The sequence below is a fragment of the Agromyces sp. MMS24-JH15 genome (assembly GCF_043518605.1).
Lineage (GTDB): Bacteria > Actinomycetota > Actinomycetes > Actinomycetales > Microbacteriaceae > Agromyces.
Window position 1 is genome coordinate 507,816 of the sequence record NZ_CP171358.1, and the last position, 18,634, is coordinate 526,449.

The 18,634-nt window shown below is 71.4% G+C and carries 11 protein-coding genes and 1 pseudogene; 6 read left to right on the forward strand and 6 right to left on the reverse strand.

The window, feature by feature from the left end; genetic code table 11:
• Positions 1-3: 3 nt before the first annotated feature.
• From ACDF64_RS02385 to ACDF64_RS02395, 3 genes are all read right to left on the reverse strand, one after another.
• Entirely contained in the window at positions 4-3,714 is a 3,711-nt protein-coding gene (locus ACDF64_RS02385; protein WP_394553199.1) for a homocysteine S-methyltransferase family protein, read from the reverse strand.
• Between the two features lie 75 nt (positions 3,715-3,789).
• Complete coding sequence (locus ACDF64_RS02390; protein ID WP_394553201.1) at positions 3,790-4,716, reverse strand: oxygenase MpaB family protein; 927 nt, start codon at positions 4,714-4,716, stop codon at positions 3,790-3,792.
• 46 nt (positions 4,717-4,762) lie between these two features.
• The gene (locus tag ACDF64_RS02395) at positions 4,763-5,809 is read right to left on the reverse strand and encodes a hypothetical protein (protein ID WP_394553202.1); all 1,047 of its coding nucleotides are present in this window, start codon (positions 5,807-5,809) and stop codon (positions 4,763-4,765) included.
• Positions 5,810-6,033: 224 nt separating this feature from the next.
• On the opposite strand from ACDF64_RS02395, the gene ACDF64_RS02400 reads away from it, so the two are divergent.
• From ACDF64_RS02400 to ACDF64_RS02410, 3 genes are all read left to right on the forward strand, one after another.
• The gene (locus tag ACDF64_RS02400) at positions 6,034-7,764 is read left to right on the forward strand and encodes an ABC transporter ATP-binding protein (protein ID WP_394553203.1); all 1,731 of its coding nucleotides are present in this window, start codon (positions 6,034-6,036) and stop codon (positions 7,762-7,764) included.
• Complete coding sequence (locus tag ACDF64_RS02405; protein WP_394553204.1) at positions 7,761-9,872, forward strand: ABC transporter ATP-binding protein; 2,112 nt, start codon at positions 7,761-7,763, stop codon at positions 9,870-9,872. Before ACDF64_RS02400 ends, ACDF64_RS02405 begins: the two co-directional genes overlap by 4 nt.
• Before the next feature lie 140 nt (positions 9,873-10,012).
• Positions 10,013-12,772 (forward strand): cation-translocating P-type ATPase, encoded by a 2,760-nt coding sequence (locus ACDF64_RS02410; RefSeq protein WP_394553205.1) that lies wholly within the window; start codon positions 10,013-10,015, stop codon positions 12,770-12,772.
• A gap of 123 nt (positions 12,773-12,895) precedes the next feature.
• Here ACDF64_RS02410 and ACDF64_RS02415 read toward each other — a convergent pair whose 3' ends face one another.
• Both ACDF64_RS02415 and ACDF64_RS02420 read right to left on the reverse strand, forming a co-directional pair.
• Positions 12,896-13,789 (reverse strand): formylglycine-generating enzyme family protein, encoded by an 894-nt coding sequence (locus tag ACDF64_RS02415; protein WP_394553206.1) that lies wholly within the window; start codon positions 13,787-13,789, stop codon positions 12,896-12,898.
• 49 nt (positions 13,790-13,838) lie between these two features.
• Positions 13,839-13,961 (reverse strand): annotated as a pseudogene (locus tag ACDF64_RS02420) (thiolase); the annotation flags it as partial.
• Between the two features lie 216 nt (positions 13,962-14,177).
• Between ACDF64_RS02420 and ACDF64_RS02425 the strand changes: the two are divergent.
• Both ACDF64_RS02425 and ACDF64_RS02430 read left to right on the forward strand, forming a co-directional pair.
• A complete protein-coding gene (locus tag ACDF64_RS02425) occupies positions 14,178-15,593 on the forward strand; it encodes a sugar porter family MFS transporter (RefSeq protein ID WP_394555038.1) in 1,416 nt (471 codons plus the stop codon).
• 170 nt (positions 15,594-15,763) lie between these two features.
• Positions 15,764-17,071, forward strand: a complete 1,308-nt coding sequence (locus ACDF64_RS02430; protein ID WP_394555040.1) for a nitrate/nitrite transporter — start codon at positions 15,764-15,766, stop codon at positions 17,069-17,071.
• Positions 17,072-17,244: 173 nt separating this feature from the next.
• On the opposite strand, the gene ACDF64_RS02435 is transcribed toward ACDF64_RS02430, so the two are convergent.
• Positions 17,245-17,619, reverse strand: coding sequence for a winged helix-turn-helix transcriptional regulator (locus ACDF64_RS02435; protein WP_394553207.1), 375 nt, complete (start codon positions 17,617-17,619; stop codon positions 17,245-17,247).
• A 111-nt stretch (positions 17,620-17,730) separates the two neighbouring features.
• Between ACDF64_RS02435 and ACDF64_RS02440 the strand changes: the two genes are divergently transcribed.
• A complete protein-coding gene (locus ACDF64_RS02440) occupies positions 17,731-18,609 on the forward strand; it encodes an SDR family oxidoreductase (protein WP_394553208.1) in 879 nt (292 codons plus the stop codon).
• The last annotated feature ends 25 nt before the right edge of the window (positions 18,610-18,634 follow it).

Below are 18,634 nucleotides of genomic sequence, written 5' to 3' on the forward strand. Positions count from 1 at the left end.
CGCTCACACCGAGAAGTACTTCGCCTCCGGGTGGTGGAAGACGAACGCGTCGGTCGACTGCTCGGGGTGCAGCTGCAGCTCGTCGCTGAGCTCGACGCCCATGCGCTCGGGCTTCAAGAGCTCGACGACCTTGCGGCGGTCCTCCATGTCGGGGCACGCCGGGTAGCCGAGCGAGAAGCGGGCGCCCCGGTACTCGAGCTTGAACAGGCCCGCGACGTCCGTCGGGTCCTCGCCCGCGAGCCCGAGCTCCTCGCGGATGCGCCCGTGCCAGAACTCGGCGAGCGCCTCGGTGAGCTGCATGACGAGGCCGTTCAGCTCGTAGTAGTCGCGGTAGCGGTCCTCGGCGAACAGCTTGGCGGTGACCTGGTCGATCTTCGCGCCCGCGGTGACGAGCTGCACCGGCAGCACGTCGACCTGCCCGCTCTCGCGCGAGCGCACGAAGTCGCTGAGGCACAGGTGCCGGTCGCGGCGCTGGCGCGGGAAGTGGAACCTCAGGCGCTCGGCGCCGAGGGCGCCGTCCGACCCGCCGTCGGGTGCGAGCAGGCCCGGCACGCCGAGCGCGCCGTCGGGGTCGTCGCCGTGGTGCAGCACGATCAGGTCGTCGCCCTCGGACACGACCGGGAAGTACCCGTACGCGACCGAGGCATCCAGCATGCCCTCGCCCAGGATCCGGTCGAGCCAGTACCGCAGGCGCGGCCGGCCCTCGCGCTCGACCAGCTGCTCATAGGATGCCCCGTCCTCGCCGCGCCCCGGCTTCAGGCCCCACTGGCCCATGAACGTCGCGCGCTCGTCGAGGAAGGCGGCGTAGTCGGCGAGTGCGAGGCCGCGCACGATCCGCGTGCCCCAGAACGGCGGGGCCGGCACCGGGTTGTCGGCCGCGACGTCCGAGCGCGCGGGCATCTGCTCGGGCTCGGTGAGCGTGAGCCGGGAGCCGGACGCGTGGATGCGCTTCTTCAGCGGGGGCAGGCCGACCTCGTCGACCGCGGCGCCGCGCGCGACCTTCACGAGCGGCTCCATGAGCGCGAGCCCCTCGAACGCGTCGCGCGCGTACCGGACCTCGCCGTCGAAGAGCGACGCCAGGTCGTCCTCGACATAGGTGCGCGTGAGCGCGGCGCCGCCGAGGATGATCGGCCAGCGCTTCGCGAGCCCGCGCGCGTTCAGCTCCTGGAGGTTCTCCTTCATCACGACGGTCGACTTCACGAGGAGGCCGCTCATGCCGATGACGTCGGCGCCGTGCTCCTCGGCGGCCTTGATGATGTCGGCGATCGGCTGCTTGATGCCGAGGTTGACCACCTTGTAGCCGTTGTTGGTCAGGATGATGTCGACGAGGTTCTTGCCGATGTCGTGCACGTCGCCGCGGACCGTCGCGATGACCATGGTGCCCTTCCCGGAGGACTCGGCCTTCTCCATGTGCGGCTCCAGGAGCGCGACGGCCGCCTTCATGGTCTCGGCCGACTGGAGCACGAACGGCAGCTGCATCTCGCCCGACCCGAACCGCTCGCCGACGACCTTCATGCCCTCGAGCAGGTGGACGTTGATGATCTCGAGCGCCGTCAGGCCGCCTTCTCGCGCGAGGTCGAGGTCGGCCTCGAGGCCCTTCTGCTCGCCGTCGATGATCCGCCGCTCGAGGCGCTCGCCGACCGGCAGCGCCGCGAGCTCGGCGGCGCGCTGGTCGCGCAGGGCCGCGGTGTCGACGCCCGCGAAGAGGTCGAGCATCGTGGCGAGCGGGTCGTAGGTCAGGTTGCCGTCGGCGTCGAACTCGCGGCGGTCCCAGACGAGGTCGAGCGCGACCTTTCGCTGCTCCTCGGGCACGCTCGCGAGCGGCACGATCTTCGCGGCGTCCACGATCGCGGAGTCGAGGCCGGCCTCGACGGCCTCGTGCAGGAACACCGAGTTCAGCACGCTGCGCGCGGCCGGGTTGAGGCCGAACGACACGTTCGAGACGCCGAGCGTGGTGTGGATGCCCGGGTACTTCCGGTTGATCGCGCGGATCGCCTCGATCGTCTCGATGGCGTCGCGCCGGGTCTCCTCCTGGCCCGTGGCGATCGGGAAGGTGAGGCAGTCGACGATGATGTCGGACGCGCGCAGGCCCCACTCGCCCACGAGCTCGTCGATGAGCCGGGTCGCGATCGCGACCTTGCCCTCGGTCGTGCGCGCCTGGCCCTGCTCGTCGATCGTGAGCGCGATGACGGCCGTGCCGTGCTCCTTCACGAGCGGCATGATGCGGCCGAACCGGCTGTCCGGCCCGTCGCCGTCCTCGTAGTTCACCGAGTTCACGACCGGGCGGCCGCCGATGAGCTCGAGCCCGGCGCTGAGCACGGCCGGTTCGGTCGAGTCGACGACGAGGGGCAGGGTCGAGGCGCTCGCGAACCGCGACACGACCTCGCGGATGTCGGCGACGCCGTCGCGGCCGACGTAGTCGATGCAGACGTCGAGCAGGTGCGCGCCGACGCGGATCTGGTTGCGCGCGATCTCGACGCAGTCGTCCCAGTTCTCGGCGAGCATCGCCTCGCGGAACGCCTTCGAGCCGTTCGCGTTCGTCCGCTCGCCGATCGCGAGGTACGAGGCGTCCTGGTCGAACGGGACGTGCTGGTAGAGGCTCGAGACGCCCGGGTCGGGGTCGATCGCGCGGCTCGTGCGTTTCGTCTCGGTCGCTTCGCTCCCTCGCTCGACGACCGGGGGCTCCCCTTCGGTCGTCGAGCGAGCAACGCGAGTCGAAACGCCCCCATCGGGCCGCAGCCGCTCGACGACCGCCCGGAGGTGCTCGGGCGTCGTGCCGCAGCAGCCGCCGACCAGGCCGAGCCCGAACTCGCGCACGAACTGCTCGTGCGCGGTCGCGAGCTCGGCGGGCGTCAGGGGGTAGTGCGCCCCGTCGGCGGTCAGGACCGGCAGCCCGGCGTTCGGCATGCACGCGACGGGCACCGGCGAGTGCTTCGAGAGGTGACGCAGGTGCTCGCTCATCTCGGCGGGCCCGGTCGCGCAGTTCAGCCCGATCGCGTCGACGCCGAGCGGCTCGAGCGCGGTGAGCGCGGCGCCGATCTCGGATCCCATGAGCATGGTCCCGGTGGTCTCGACGGTCACCTCGACGAGGATCGGCAGGCGGATGCCGCGCTCGACGATGGCCTGCCGGCAGCCGTTCACCGCGGCCTTGGTCTGCAGCAGGTCCTGGCTCGTCTCGACGAGGAACGCGTCGGCGCCCCCGTCGATCAGCCCGAGCGCCTGGAGCGCGAAGGTCTCCTTGAGGTGCGCGTAGGTCGTGTGCCCGAGGGTCGGCAGCTTGGTGCCCGGACCCATCGACCCCAGCACCCAGCGGACGCGCCCGTCGGATGCCTCGGCCGCATCGACCCGCTCGCGCGCGATGCGCGCCCCCGCCTCGGCGAGTTCGTGGATCCGGTCGTCGATGCCGTAGTCGGAGAGGTTCGACCAGTTCGCGCCGAACGTGTTCGTCTCGATCGCGTCGATGCCGACCGCGAGGTAGGCGTCGTGGATCTCGCCGATCATGTCGGGCCGGGAGACGTTGAGGATCTCGTTGCACCCCTCGAGTCCCCGGTAGTCCTCGAGGCTCGGATCGTGCTGCTGGAGCATCGTGCCCATCGCACCGTCGGCGATCACGACCCGGCTGTGGAGCGCGTCGAGCAGGGCCTGGGCGCGTGCCGTGCGCGGCACGCCGTCGATGTCGAGGGCGAAGCGCGGAGCGGCTGGGGCGGTCGTCACGCGGGCGAGTCTAATCGCGGGCGGCCGTGGGCCGCCCTGCGTGACGCGGGGCGCCCGCGGCGACCGCACCGGGCCTCAGAAGAGCGGCCGACCCGCGGCCGTCCGCCGCCGCACGTCGCGGAGCTGCCGGCTGAGCGGGAACTCGCGCGCCCCGCGCGGGAGCATCCGCATGAGTCGCGCGAGCCGCCGGTTGAAGCGGTCGAACGCGCGCTGCTCCGCCTCGTCCCACGGCAGCCCGATGAGCCTGCGGAACTCGGGCCCGAGGTGGCCGGCGACGAGGCGGGTCCGGAACCGGAGGAACCGCTCGGAGAACGTCCGATCCAGGTACTCGAGCCGCACGATCCGCATGAGGTACTCGCGGGTGCGGTCGTCCATCTCCAGCCCGGCGACGGTCTCGCTCCAGTAGGACTCGAACGCCTCGGGCGTGGCCGGCCAGTCCTCCGGCGGGAGCTGGAGCGTCGTGCCGAACACCATGCCCTGCCGGAGGAACTCCTCGCGGAACCCGTCGCGGAGCGGGCCGTGGACGAGTTCGTACGCGTGCTCGGCACCGCGGTAGAGGCACGCGGCCACCCACTTCTGGAGCGCGGGATCGAACGCGGAGTACCCGACGGATGCCCCGGGCTCCGAGCGGACCCTCGCGTGCGAGCGGTTCGTCGCACGGCGGATCGCCGCACGCTCCTCGGCGGTCCCGAGCATCGTGACCGCGAGGTACGACAACGTCGTGCGGGCGCGGCGCTCGGGGTCGAGGAACAGGTTGCCCTCGTCGACCTTGCTCTCCATCACGCCGTAGGCGACCGGGCGGAGGGAGAGCTGCATGATGACGTTCGCGGTGCCGCCGGCGATGACCGACCAGTTCACCGCTCGGCGGAGCGCCCACGTGTCGATCGCGTCGAGTTCGCGGCGGGCGTCCGCGGTCCCCCGCCGATCGGGCGCGATCGTGCCGGTCTCCCCGGCGGGTCCGGAGCGCGCCTCGCGCGCCGCGACGTCGTCGTCGATGTCCACGCCCCGGATCCTACAAGAAGTGAATCTCGAATCACATGCCCGGCGCTCACGCCGGTGCCAGGTACCCCGGCCAGCAGCGGTAGATCATCGCGTTGTCGAACGCGGCGACCGACTCCGACTGCGAGCCCGGGCGGTGGCGCAGCCAGATGTCCCCGCCGCCCTCGAGCTGGAAGTCGAAGCGCACGAGCGTCGTGAGGATCATCGACACCCCGCGTCGCCGCAGGTCGGCGGGGTCGGCGTCGAAGCGCAGCACCGGGCCCCAGCCCAGGAACTCGTTCGTGTTCGCCTGGCCGACGGGGTTCACGTTCTCGAGGAACACCAGGGAGTCGTGCAACGCGGCCGCCGCGACGCCCTCGCCCGTGCTCAGCGTGAGGTTCGCCTCGAACCGCCGCCAGCACTTGGCCCACTTGTCGTCCGCGTGCCAGATCGGGTGGTACTGGTCGGTCCATCCCGACACCCACCCGCCGGTGCGCAGCTCGGGGCGCACCTCGAAGGTCCGCCTCGGCAGGCGCGGGAGCCGATCCGGGCTCAGGATGAACGTCATCGCGATGCCCGCCGACCCGAACAGGAGGTTGTCGCCCGCGTACCGGATGTGGCCCCAGATCCGGTACGGATCGTGGTCGATGTCGACCACGACGCTGCCCGCCGGCACGTTCGTCGACCAGTTCGACTCGGCCCACCAGAACTCGCTGACGCCGGCGGGCTCGGAGAGCGCGCCGCTGCCGACGACCGTGGTCAGGTCCTCGAGCGTGGCCAGGTGCGGCGGCGGCGGGAACGCGACGAGGTCGTCGAGGTCGAACCCGTGGAATCGGTCGACCACGCCGCCGAGCCCCTTGACCTCGTCGAACGCGGTGCCGAACGCCTCGCTGCGCTCCTTCGCCCGGTCGGCGAAGCCGGGCGCGAGCTCCGCGAACGCGTCGCGCGTGAGCGCGCCGAGCTCGTGCCTCGCGCGCTCGACCTGGAGGTCGGCCTCGGTCGGCTCGGCCGGCGCGCCGCTCCGGTCGGCGAAGCGCGTCGCGAGGTCGCGCTCGGCCTCGGTCAGCTCGATCCGCTGGTTGCGGGATGCCCCGCCCGCGCGGTCCTCGGTGTACATGGCGATCGCCCTTCCTCGAGGTGGGGGCCGGACCGAGCGGCCCGGTCACGGCCATGCAACGCCCCGGGTTGCGGCGCGGCCTCCGTGCGCGCACTGAATCCCCGGGGGCCCCGGGTGTTCGCGGACCGCGTAGTCCGGATCCGGACCCGGCCCGATGGATGTGGGAGGGTCCGTCCAGAATGGAGGGTGCCCATCGTCGGGCCCTTCACCACGGAGATCCACGCGTGCTCATCAAGCTCATGACCCGCTACCTGAAGCCCTACAAATGGCTTCTCGTCGGCGTGGTCGTCTTCCAATTCCTGTCCGCGCTCGCCAGCCTCTACCTGCCGAGCCTCAACGCCGACATCGTCGACCAAGGCGTCTCCAAGGGCGACACCGAGTTCATCTGGCAGACCGGCGCCGTCATGCTCGCCATCTCGCTCGGCCAGATCGTCTGCTCGATCATCGCGACCTACTTCGCCGCCAAGGCCGCGATGCGCCTCGGCCGCGACCTGCGCAACGACATCTTCGAGCGCGTGTCCGGCTTCTCCGAGCGCGAGGTCACGCGCTTCGGCCCCGGTTCGCTGATCACCCGCAACACGAACGACGTGCAGCAGGTGCAGATGCTCACGATGATGGCCGCGACGTTCCTCGTGACCGCGCCGCTGCTGGCGATCGGCGGCATCATCATGGCGCTCCAGCAGGACGTCGGGCTCGCGTGGATCATCGCGGTCTCGGTCCCGACGCTCCTCGTGATCGCCGGACTGATCATCGGCCGCATGGTGCCGCTGTTCCGCAGCTACCAGTTCAAGCTCGACGCCGTGAACCGCGTGATGCGCGAGCAGCTCACGGGCATCCGGGTCATCCGCGCGTTCGTGCGCGAGCCCATCGAGGAGGAGCGCTTCCGCGACGCGAACACCGACATCATGGTCGTCGGGCGCAAGGTCGGCTCACTGTTCGTGCTGCTCTTCCCGCTCGTCATGCTCGTGCTCAACCTGACCGTCATCGGCGTGATCTGGTTCGGCGCGATCCGGATCGACGACGGCGAGATGCAGGTGGGCACGCTCTTCGCGTTCATGCAGTACGTCATGACCATCCTGGGCGGCGTGCTCATGGCGAGCTTCATGACGATGATGATCCCGCGCGCCGCCGTGTCCGCCGGCCGCATCGGCGAGGTGCTCGCGACGACCTCGACCCTCGAGCGCGCGGCCGACGCGGTCACCGCGTTCCCCGAGCCCGGCGCCGTCGAGTTCCGCGACGTCGCCTACGCCTACCCCGGCGCCGACCACCCCGTGCTCTCGGGCATCACCTTCGCCGCGTCGCCCGGCGAGACCGTGGCGGTCGTCGGATCCACCGGCGCCGGCAAGACCACCCTGGTCTCGCTCATCCCGCGGCTCTTCGACGTCACGGGCGGCGAGGTCCGCGTGCACGGCGTCGACGTGCGCCGCGCCGACCTCGACCTGCTCTGGAAGGGCATCGGCCTCGTGCCGCAGCGGCCTTTCCTGTTCGCCGGCACGGTCGGGTCGAACCTGCGATTCGGCCGAGAGGATGCCACCGACGACGAGATCTGGCACGCGCTCGAGATCGCGCATGGCCGCAGCTTCGTCGAGGAGCTCGGCGGGCTCGGCGCGCGGATCTCGCAGGGCGGGACCAACGTCTCGGGCGGCCAGCGGCAGCGGCTCGCGATCGCCCGCGCGATCGTGCACCGCCCCCACGTGCTCGTCTTCGACGACTCGTTCTCGGCGCTCGACCTGACCACCGATGCCAGGCTCCGGCAGGCGCTCTGGCGGGAACTGCCCGACGTCACGAAGATCGTCGTCGCGCAGCGCGTGTCGACGATCACCGACGCCGACCGCATCGTCGTGCTCGACGACGGCGGCATGGTCGGGCTCGGCACGCACGAGGAACTGCTCGAACGCAGCCAGACGTACCGCGAGATCGTGGAATCCCAGCTCGGCGTGGAGGCGGCCCGATGAGCGCCGCGGAAGGACGGAACGCAGTGACCGGCGCTGAGCCCGAGATCACCGAGGAGGAGCGCCTCGAACTCGAAGCGGCCGAGCGGGCGCGCATCTCGGCCGACGACTGGAGCGGCGCGGTGGCGCCCGGCAAGGCGCAGGACTTCGGGAAGGCGTTCGGGCGGATGCTCGGCCTGCTCAAGCCCTGGGCGTTCTGGTTCGCGCTCGTCTCGCTGCTCGGCGGGATCGGCGTGGTGCTCAACGTGATCGCGCCCAAGATCCTCGGCGAGGCGACGAACCTCATCTTCGAGGGCGTCGTCTCCAAGCAGGTGCCCGCCGGGGCCACGAAGGAACAGGTCGTCGAGGGCCTTCGGGCCTCCGGGCAGACCGACCTCGCCAACATGGTCCAGGCCATGCAGCACTTCACGCCCGGCGCGGGCATCGACTTCGTGCGGCTCAGCCAGGTGCTCGTCCTCGTGATGCTGATCTACATCGCGGCCTCCGTCCTCACCTGGCTGCAGGGCTTCGTGATCAACGTGATCATGGTCCGCGCGATGTGGCGCCTGCGCGACCAGGTCGAGGCCAAGATCAACCGGCTCCCCCTCAGCCACTTCGACCGCGTGCAGCGCGGCGAGCTGATCTCGCGGGTGACCAACGACATCGACAACATCACCCAGACCATGCAGCAGTCGCTGTCCGGCGCGCTGACCGCGGTGCTCACGGTCGTCGGCGTGCTCATCATGATGTTCTCGATCTCCTGGCAGCTCTCGCTCGTCGCGCTCGTCACGCTGCCCCTCATGGGCGTCATCTTCGGCGTCATCGGGCCGAAGTCGCAGAAGGCGTTCGGCATTCAGTGGCGCAAGGTCGGCCGGCTGAACGCGCGCGTCGAGGAGTCCTTCTCGGGCCACGCGCTCGTCAAGGTCTTCGGGCGCGAGGAGTCGAGCCGGGCGGCGTTCCAGGCCGAGAACGAGGAGCTGTACGAGGCATCCTTCAAGGCGCAGTTCCTCTCGAACATCATGATGCCCGCGATGATGTTCATCGGGAACCTGACCTACGTCGGCATCGCCGTCATCGGCGGCCTCATGGTCGCCACCGGCAGCCTCCGGCTCGGCGACGTGCAGGCGTTCATCCAGTACTCGCAGCAGTTCACCCAGCCGCTCTCGGAGCTCGGCGGCATGATGGCGGTCGTGCAGTCCGGCACCGCATCGGCCGAGCGCGTGTTCGAACTCCTCGACGAGGACGAGCAGGAGCCCGACGCGGCCGACGCCCCGCCGGCCGCGGACGGCGACGGCACGATCGAGTTCGACCACGTCGCGTTCTCGTACGTGCCCGACCACCCGCTCATCCGCGACCTGTCGTTCCGGGTCGAACCGGGCCAGACGGTCGCGATCGTCGGGCCGACCGGAGCCGGCAAGACGACGCTCGTGAACCTGCTCATGCGGTTCTACGAGCTCGACGGCGGGCGGATCCTCGTCAACGGCCAGGACATCGCCGGCATCTCGCGGCACGACGCGCGGGCGCGGACGGGCATGGTGCTGCAGGACCCGTGGCTGTTCGCGGGCTCGATCCGGGAGAACATCCGGTACGGGCGCGCCGACGCCACCGATGCCGAGATCCTCGAGGCCGCCAAGGCGACCTACGTCGACCGCTTCGTGCACTCGCTGCCCGACGGATACGAGACCGTGCTCGACGAGGACGCCTCGAACATCTCCGCGGGCGAGAAGCAGCTCATCACGATCGCGCGCGCGTTCGTCGCGCAGCCGTCGGTGCTCATCCTCGACGAGGCGACCAGTTCGGTCGACACGCGCACCGAACTGCTGCTGCAGCACGCGATGGCGGCGCTGCGCGAGGGTCGCACCGCGTTCGTGATCGCACACCGGCTCTCGACGATCCGCGACGCCGACCTCATCCTCGTGATGGAGCACGGCGACATCGTCGAGCAGGGCACGCACGACCAGCTCATCGCGGAGGACGGCGCCTACCGGCGCCTGTACAACTCGCAGTTCGAGCAGGCCGCCGCCGACCTCGACGCCGAGGCCGCGGCGCTCGACGCCGCGCGCACCGAGGACGCGACGCGCGCCGACGACTCGGCCGACGTGACCGAGGAAGGCGCCGGCGCGCGCGTCTGAGCCGCGACCCGCGCGGCGCGCGCCGAATCCCGGCCCGCGCCGCGCTCCCCCTGCCGAACACGGCACCCGCCGCACTAGTCTGTGGACAGGTCGGCATCGGTGGGTGGATGCCGGCGACGCGACGGCAGGGGGAGCACGACGTGACAATCGACGCGCAGCACCAGCAGGCGACGACACCGGCACCGAGCGCGGAGTGGTGGGCGATGACCCCCGACGACGCGGTTGCGAACGCCAGGTCGGATGCCGCTGACGGCCTCACGTCCGACGAGGTCGCGCGCCGGCTCGCCGAGTCGGGGCCGAACGCCCTGGTGAGCGCACCACCGCCGAGCGTCTGGAAGATCGCCCTCGCGCAGATCCTCGAACTGATGACGCTCATGCTCATCGCGGTCACGTTCATCTCCCTGCTCATCGGACAGGTCACGACCGCGATCATCGTCGCCGTGCTCGTGCTCTTCAACGTCGTCACGGGCACGCGCCAGGAGGTGAAGGCGCGGCGAAGCGTCGATGCGCTCGCGAAGCTGCAGATCCCGAAGGCGCGCGTGGTCCGCAACCGGCAGCTCGTGCAGGTCGAGGCGCCCGAACTCGTCCCCGGCGACATCGTCGAACTCGAGTCGGGCGACCTCGTCCCGGCCGACGGTCGCATCCTCCGCTCGACGAACCTCGAGACCCAGGAGTCCTCGCTGACCGGCGAGTCCCTGCCGATCCCGAAGGGACCGGCCTCGAACCCCGCGGACACGGCGCTCGCCGACCGCACGTCGATGGTGTTCCAGAACACCTCGGTCACCCGCGGCACCGCCCGCGTCGTGATCGTCGAGACCGGCATGCGCACCCAGATGGGACGGATCGCGTCGCTGCTCACCCAGGTGGGCGACAAGAAGTCGCCGCTGCAGATCGAGCTCGACAACCTCACCAAGGTGCTCGGCATCATCGCCTGGACCGCGGTGCTCGTGATCGTCATCATCGGCTGGGCGCGCGGCCAGAGCCTCGACGAGCTCCTCTTCCTCGCGACCGCGGTCGCGATCTCGGCGATCCCCACGGGCCTCCCGGTCTTCGTGCAGAGCCTGCTCGCGTGGGGCGCCTCGCGGCTCGCGAAGGAGCAGGCGATCGTCGCCTCGCTGAACGACGTCGAGACGCTCGGCGCGACGAGCGCGATCTGCTCCGACAAGACCGGAACGCTGACGCTGAACGAGATGACCGTCCGCACGGCCTGGTTCGCGGGCAACAGCTACCGGGTGACGGGCCAGGGGTACTCGTTCGACGGCAAGGTGCTCGGCGCCGACGGCGAGGCCCTCGACGCCGCGACCCTCGGCCTCGCGATCAGCCTCCCGAACGACGCGACCGTGACCGTGGACGGCGACATCGTCGGCGACCCGACCGAGGCCGCGCTCGTGGTGCTCGGTGCGAAGCTCGGCGTCGACGCCGACCAGGCCCGGGCCGAGTACCGCCGCCTCGCCGAGGTGCCGTTCGACTCGGACTACAAGTTCATGGCGACCCTCCAGCGCATCCCGTTCCAGGGCGAGCAGCGGCTCGTGCTCTTCGTCAAGGGCGCTCCCGACGTGGTCCTCGGCCGCTGCACGACGATGATCGGCGCGGACCGGGGCGTCGTCCCCGTCGCCGCGGACTCCGCGACCGCCGAGCTCGAGGGCCTCTCCGCGAAGGGCCTGCGCACGATCGCGTTCGCCGCCCGGTTCGTGGAGGACGCCGACGAGGGCCGCGTCGCGGCCGACCCGATGTCGTACGTGGCGGACCTCGTGCTCATCGGCATCGTCGGCATCGTCGACCCGCTGCGCCCCGAGGCGAAGGCCGCGGTCGAGATCGCGCACAACGCGGGCATCGAGGTGCGCATGATCACCGGCGACCACGCGGTGACCGCGGGCGCGATCGGCGCCGAGCTCGGCCTCGGCACGGGCGCGGTGAGCGGCGCCGATCTGAAGGCGATGAGCGACGAGGAGCTCTCCGCCCGACTGCCCGACCTGCACGTGTTCGGCCGGGTCACGCCCGACGACAAGCTGCGGCTCGTGGGCCTCCTCCAGGCGCAGGGCTCGATCGTCGCGATGACCGGCGACGCGGTGAACGACGCCGCGGCCATCAAGCAGGCGAACATCGGCGTCGCGATGGGCTCGGGCTCGGAGGTCACCAAGCAGGCCGCGAAGCTCGTGCTCACCGACGACAACTTCGCGACGCTCGTGCACGCGGTCGAGCTCGGCCGCATCGTCTACTCGAAGATCACCGCGTACCTGCGGTTCCAGATGACGCAGCTGCTGAGCCTGATCATCCTGTTCCTCGCGGCGAGCGCGTTCTCGATCGCCGAGGGCGTCGCGCTCTTCCCGGCCCAGGTGCTGTTCATCAACTTCTTCGTCGCCCTCTTCGCCGTGTTCGCGATCGCGGCCGACGCGAACCCCCCGGGCATCATGAACCACCCGCCGCGCGACCCGAAGGTCGGCGTCGTGAACCCGCTCGCCCTCGCGGAGTGGATCGGCTACGGCGTCGTCATCTTCTTCATCTCGCTCGTGCCGCTCGTGTGGGGACCGGACGAGCCGAGCCCGACCACGCCGACCGCGTCCATGACCATGGCCTACGTCGTCCTCAGCCTCGCGACCGTGCTGAGCGCGCTCCTCATGCGCCGCACGCCCGAGTCGGGCCTGCTCCCCCCGATCGCGGCGGTCGCGAAGATGCTCGTGTGGCCGGTGATCCTCACGGTCCTGTCGACCGAGCTCGGGTTCCTGCAGAAGATGCTCGGCACGGTGTCGCTCACGGGCTGGCAGTGGCTGCAGTGCATCGGGCTCACGCTCGTGCTGCTGGTGGTCGTCGAGGGCGACAAGTTCTTCCGCCGGCGCCGGCGGAACAAGCGGAACGCGGCCGCGGTCCCGACGATCACGACGGTGCGGACCTCGGCCTGAGCGCACGGCGCCCGAGCGCACGGAGCCTGAGCGCACGAGGCCTGAACGCGGGAAGCCTGAACGTGGGTCACGCTGCCGGTGCCGGCCGCGGCGCCGGAGGTCGCCTGACGGCGCGGCCCGCGGTCAGGCGTCGGCGGCGCACCGGAAGCCGATGTGCGACATGCCGGTGTCCTCGGTCTGCGGCGACCTCGCAGCCGGGCGGAATCGCAGGCAGTAGTCGGGCGAGCACAGGAAGGACCCGCCCTTGAGGACGCGGCGCGCCGGGGCGGCGACGCCGTCCTCCGCGCTCGCGTGCGCGAGCAGGTCCTGCCGATCCTCGGGATCGACCGGGCGATCGGACGGCAGCACGTGGCGCGGCGCGTAGGCGTCGCTCGTCCACTCCCACACGTTGCCGATCATGTCGTGCAGGCCGTAGCCGTTCGCCGGGTACGAGCCCACCGCGGCCGTGCCGCCCACGCCCCGGTTGTCGTACGGGAACCGCCCGAGCCACGAGTTCGCCTGCGGCACCCCGCCCGGATACGGCTCGGACCCCCACGCGAATCGCTCGCCGTCGGCGCCGCCCCGCGCCGCGAACTCGTGCTCCGCCTCGGTGGGCAGCCGGAGCCCGGCCCAGTCGGCGTAGGCCGAGGCATCCTCGAAGGCGACGTGGACCACCGGATGCCGCAGCCGATCGTCGATCGAGGACCCCGGCCCGAACGGACGGCGCCAGGACGCGCCGGGCTGCCACCGCCACCAGGCCCGCCAGTCGCGCAGGTCCACCGGGCCCCCTGTCGGCGTGAACACCAGCGAGCCGGGGACGAGCTCGGCCGGATCCGCGCCCGGGAACTCCCCGGGGTCGAGGTCGCGCTCCGCGACGGTCACGTAGGCCGTCTCGTCGACGAACCGGGCGAACTGCTCGTTCGTGACCTCGAACCGGTCGATCCGGAACGACGCGACCGTGCGCTCGTGGACCGGCCGCTCGTCCGGGTAGAACTCGTCGGAGCCCATCAGGAACGTCCCGCCCCCGATGCGCACCATATCCCTCGCGTCCGGCCCCACGGTTCAACCGTACGACTCTGCAACGACGTCAGACCCGCTCGACCACCATCGCCATGCCCTGGCCGCCGCCGACGCACATCGTCTCGAGGCCGTACCGGCCACCCGTGGCGGCGAGGCAGCACAGCCGCGAGCCCGCCGCGCCGGGTTGCCCACGCCGCCGCATGGGTGGAGACTCGCCCGTGGGGGAAGACGGGCCCGGCAGCGATGCCGGCCCCGCAGCCGGCGATCGCGCGCACGTCGACGTCGAGGAGCGCGCGGCCGCCCGAGAGGAGCGACCATGACCGATCCGACCGTGAACGGGGCTCGGGGCTCCGCGTCCGCCGGCCGCGACGCCGGCGCCGAGGGGGGCGGCGGCCCGACCCGCGCGATGCAGGCGAAGGCCATCGGCCTCGCGATCGCCGCCGCGGTCGGCGGGTTCCTGTTCGGCTTCGACTCGTCGGTGATCAACGGCGCGGTCGACGCGATCAGCGAGGACTTCGGCCTCAACGACGTCATCACGGGGTTCGTCGTCGCGATCGCGCTCATCGGCTGCGCCATCGGCGCGTGGCTCGCGGGTGGGCTCGCCGACCGCTGGGGACGCCTGCGGGTCATGCTCATCGGCGGCATCATGTTCCTGATCAGCTCGATCGGGTCGGGCTTCGCGTTCGCCGCGTGGGACCTCGCGTTCTGGCGCGTCGTCGGTGGCCTCGGCATCGGCATCGCGTCGGTCGTCGCTCCCGCGTACATCTCGGAGATCGCGCCGAAGCGGATCCGCGGCAGCCTCGCCTCGCTGCAACAGCTCGCGATCACGCTCGGCATCTTCGCGGCGCTGCTCAGCGACGCGCTGTTCGCGTGGGGCGCGAACGGCGCGAACGAGCCGTTCTGGTTCGGCCTGGACGCCTGGCGCTGGATGTTCCTCGCGTGCGTCGTGCCCGCCGCGGTCTACTGCGTGCTCTCGTTCCTCGTGCCCGAATCGCCGCGCTACCTCATGCTGGCGGGCCGCGAGGACGAGGCGCGCGCGGTGTTCGCGCAGCTCGTGCCCGAGTCCGAGCTCGACCGCTCGATCACCGACATCCGGTCGCAGATCCAGGCCGACCGCGAACACGCGCACGCGACGATCCGGGGCCCGCGGTTCGGGCTCCAGGGCATCGTCTGGATCGGCATCATCCTGAGCGTGTTCCAGCAGTTCGTCGGGATCAACGTGATCTTCTACTACTCGACGACGCTGTGGCAGGCGGTCGGCTTCGACGAGTCCGACTCGTTCGGCATCAGCGTCGCGACCTCCGTGACGAACGTGCTCGTCACGATCGTCGCGATCGTGCTCGTCGACCGGATCGGCCGCCGGCCGATCCTCATCACCGGCTCGGCGGGCATGACGCTCGCACTCGGCGCCATGGCGATCGCGTTCGCGTTCGCGTCGACGGATTCCTCGGGCGCCGTGACCCTGCCCGACCCGTGGGGCGTCATCGCGCTGGTCGCAGCGAACCTGTTCGTCGTGAGCTTCGGCGCGTCGTGGGGCCCGGTCGTGTGGGTGCTGCTGGGCGAGATCTTCCCGTCGCGGATCCGGGCGAAGGCGCTCGGCGTCGCAGCCTCCGCGCAGTGGATCGCGAACTTCCTGATCACGGTGTCGTTCCCGCCGATGTCGGCATGGTCCCTGCCGATCACGTACGGCATGTACGCCCTGTTCGCGCTGCTGTCCGGGATCTTCGTGATCGCGAAGATCCCCGAGACGCGCGGGATGGCGCTCGAGGAGGCCGAGGTCACGTTCGCGCGCAAGGGCTCGGCCGCGAAGACGCGGACCTGACCTGACCTGCCCCAGGGGCAGGTCCGTCGACCGACGTACGATGGAATCCGGCGCGGCCGGACGGCCCGCCGGGACATCCGCTCGGCATCCGAGCCCGGACGCGCCGCACGAACCAGCCCCCTCGAGGACCCGTGACCCTGACACCCCCACCCCTCGCGCGCCCCTGGCGCATGTGGCTGGTGTGGGCGATCGCCGTCGCCGCGTACATCGTGTCGGTCACGAACCGCACGTCGCTGTCGGCCGTCGGCGTCGACGCGGCGGTCCGGTTCGACGCGGATGCCTCGGTGCTGTCGATGTTCGCGGTGATCCAGCTCGCCGTGTACGGCGGCATGCAGATCCCGGTCGGGCTCCTGCTCGACCGGTTCGGGGCGCGCCCGGTCATCACGGCCGGCATGGCGCTCATGGCGATCGGCCAGGGCGTGATGGCGTTCGCACCCGACACGACGACCGCGATCCTCGCGCGCGTGCTCCTCGGCGCGGGCGACGCGGCGGTGTTCCCGAGCGCGCTGCGCGTGGTCGCGACGTGGTTCCCGGCGCAGCGGGCGCCGCTCGTGGTCCAGATGACCGGCATCATCGGCCAGACCGGCCAGCTGGTCTCGCTCCTGCCGATGGCGGCGCTCCTGCACGCGACCTCCTGGACGATCGCGTTCGGCAGCCTCGCGGGGCTCGGCGTGCTGTTCACGATCCTGACGTTCTCGGTCATCCGGAACCACCCGCCGAGCGTCGACGCGGACGTCTCGGTCGACACCGACACCGGATCGATCCAGGTCGTGCGGTCGTCGGCCGACCTGCGGCAGGGATTCCGCGAATCGTGGTCGCATCCCGGCACGCGGCTCGCGTTCTGGTCGCATTTCACGACCCCGTTCGCCGGCACGGCGTTCGTGATGCTGTGGGGGTTCCCGTTCCTCACGGCGGGCGAGGGGCTGACCCCGGCGCAGGCCTCGCTCGTGCTCAGCGCGTTCGTGGTGTTCGGCATCATCGTCGGTCCGGTCATCGGCGCGCTCTCGGCGAGGCATCCGCTGCGCCGTTCCCGCATGCTCGTGCTGCCGATCGTCGCGGTCCAGGCGCTCGCGTGGATCGTGGTCGCGGCGTGGCCCGGGCCCGCGCCGCTGTGGCTCCTCATCGGGCTCGCGCTCGCGCTCGCGACGGGCGGTCCCGCGTCGATGATCGCGTTCGACCACGCGCGCACGCACAACCCGAGCCACCGGCTGAGCACCGCGACCGGCATCGTCAACGGCGGCGGGTTCATCGCCGGGCTCATCGCGATCTTCCTGATCGGCGTCGCGATGGACCTCCAGGGCGCGGGCACGCCCGACACCTACTCGCTCGAGGCGTTCCGGCTCGCGTTCCTCACCCAGTTGCCGCTGTGGGCGATCGGTTCGATCGGCATCGTGGTCGAGCGGCGGCGCACGCGCGTGCACGTCGGGTTGGATGCCCCGCGCGAGCGCCGATCGCGTCGCGGGGGCCGCGCGCGCTGAGCGTTGCCCGGGTCGCGCCGGCCGCGAGGTCGCCTAAGCCGACCCGGGCCCAAGCGACATCCGTCGATCCGGGCCACCTCGCCACCCGACGTCGCGCAAACCGACCCGAAACGTGCTGTCCACCGCCGATGTGCGCGACATCGCGAGATCACGTCGCGCGATCCGCCACCGAATCAGTCGGCCGGATGCCCGTCGACGATGTCCCCCGCATGCCGGGCGACCCACTCGACGAGCGGCAGCATGCGCTCCATGAGTTCCTCCCCGACCGGCGTCAGCGAGTACTCGACGCGCGGCGGGACCTCGGGGTGGGACACCCGCCGCACGAGCCCGTCGCCCTCGAGCGTGCGCAGCGTGGAGGCGAGCATCTTCTCGCTGATGCCGTCGACCCCGCGACGGAGTTCACCCCAGCGGCGCGTGCCGTCGGTGAGCGCGAGCAGCACGAGGACGCCCCACTTGCTCATGATGTGATCCAGCACGACGCGAGTCGGGCAGCCGTCGACGAAGACGTCGCCGCTGGTCCGCCGGATCTCCGCAAGACTTACCACCATGTCCGTACCTTACCTGAAAGTGGGTACCCTCCCACTGGAATGCGGACATCCCGATCCGGGTTGGCCTCTCGTGAGACGCGCACCCCCGCGCGCCCCGCAGAAAGGACCAGCATGACCATCCTCGTCACCGGTGCCGGGGGGCACCTCGGCCGACTCGTCGTCGACGCCCTCCTCGCTCGGGGTGCCGCCCCCGCCGACGTCGTCGCGACGTCGCGCGACACCGCGAAGCTCGAAGACCTCGCCGCGCGCGGCGTCCGCGTCGCCGAGCTCGACTACGACCGACCCGACACGATCGCGGCGGCCCTCGACGGCGTCGACGCCGTGCTCCTGGTCTCGGGGTCGATCCCGGGCGTGCGCCTCGCCGGCCACCGGAACGTGATCGAGGCCGCGCAGGCCGCCGGCGTCGGGAAGCTCGTCTACACGAGCATCGTGCACGCGACGACCGCGGAGGACTTCCCGCTCGCCGACGACCACCGCGCGACCGAGGCGCTCATCGCCGAGAGCGGGGTGCCCTCCGTGATCCTCCGCAACGGCTGGTACAGCGAGAACCAGCTGTCGGATGTCGCGCACGCCGCCGAGTCGGGCGTGATCGCCGCCGCCGTCGGGGACGGCCGCGTCGCGAGCGCCGCCCGCGCGGACTTCGCCGAGGCCGCAGCCGTGGTCCTGCTCGAGGACGGCCACCTCGGCGCGATCCACGAGCTCGCGGGCGACCACGCCTGGAGCTACGACGAGCTCGCGGCCGCGGCCTCCGAGGTCCTCGGGCGCGAGGTGCGGTACGAGCGGCTCTCGGTCGCCGAACGCGTGGCCGCGCTCCGCGCCGCCGGGCTCGACGAGGGCATCGCCGCGTTCGTCGCAGGACTCGACGACGGCGTCCGCCGGGGCATCCTCGCCGACACCGACGGCACGCTCGCCCGGCTCATCGGCCGCGCGACCACCCCGCTCGTCGACGTCCTGCGTGCCGGACTCGCGACGCAGGCGGCCGCGGTCTGACCCGGTCCGCCCCGGGTGCGACCGC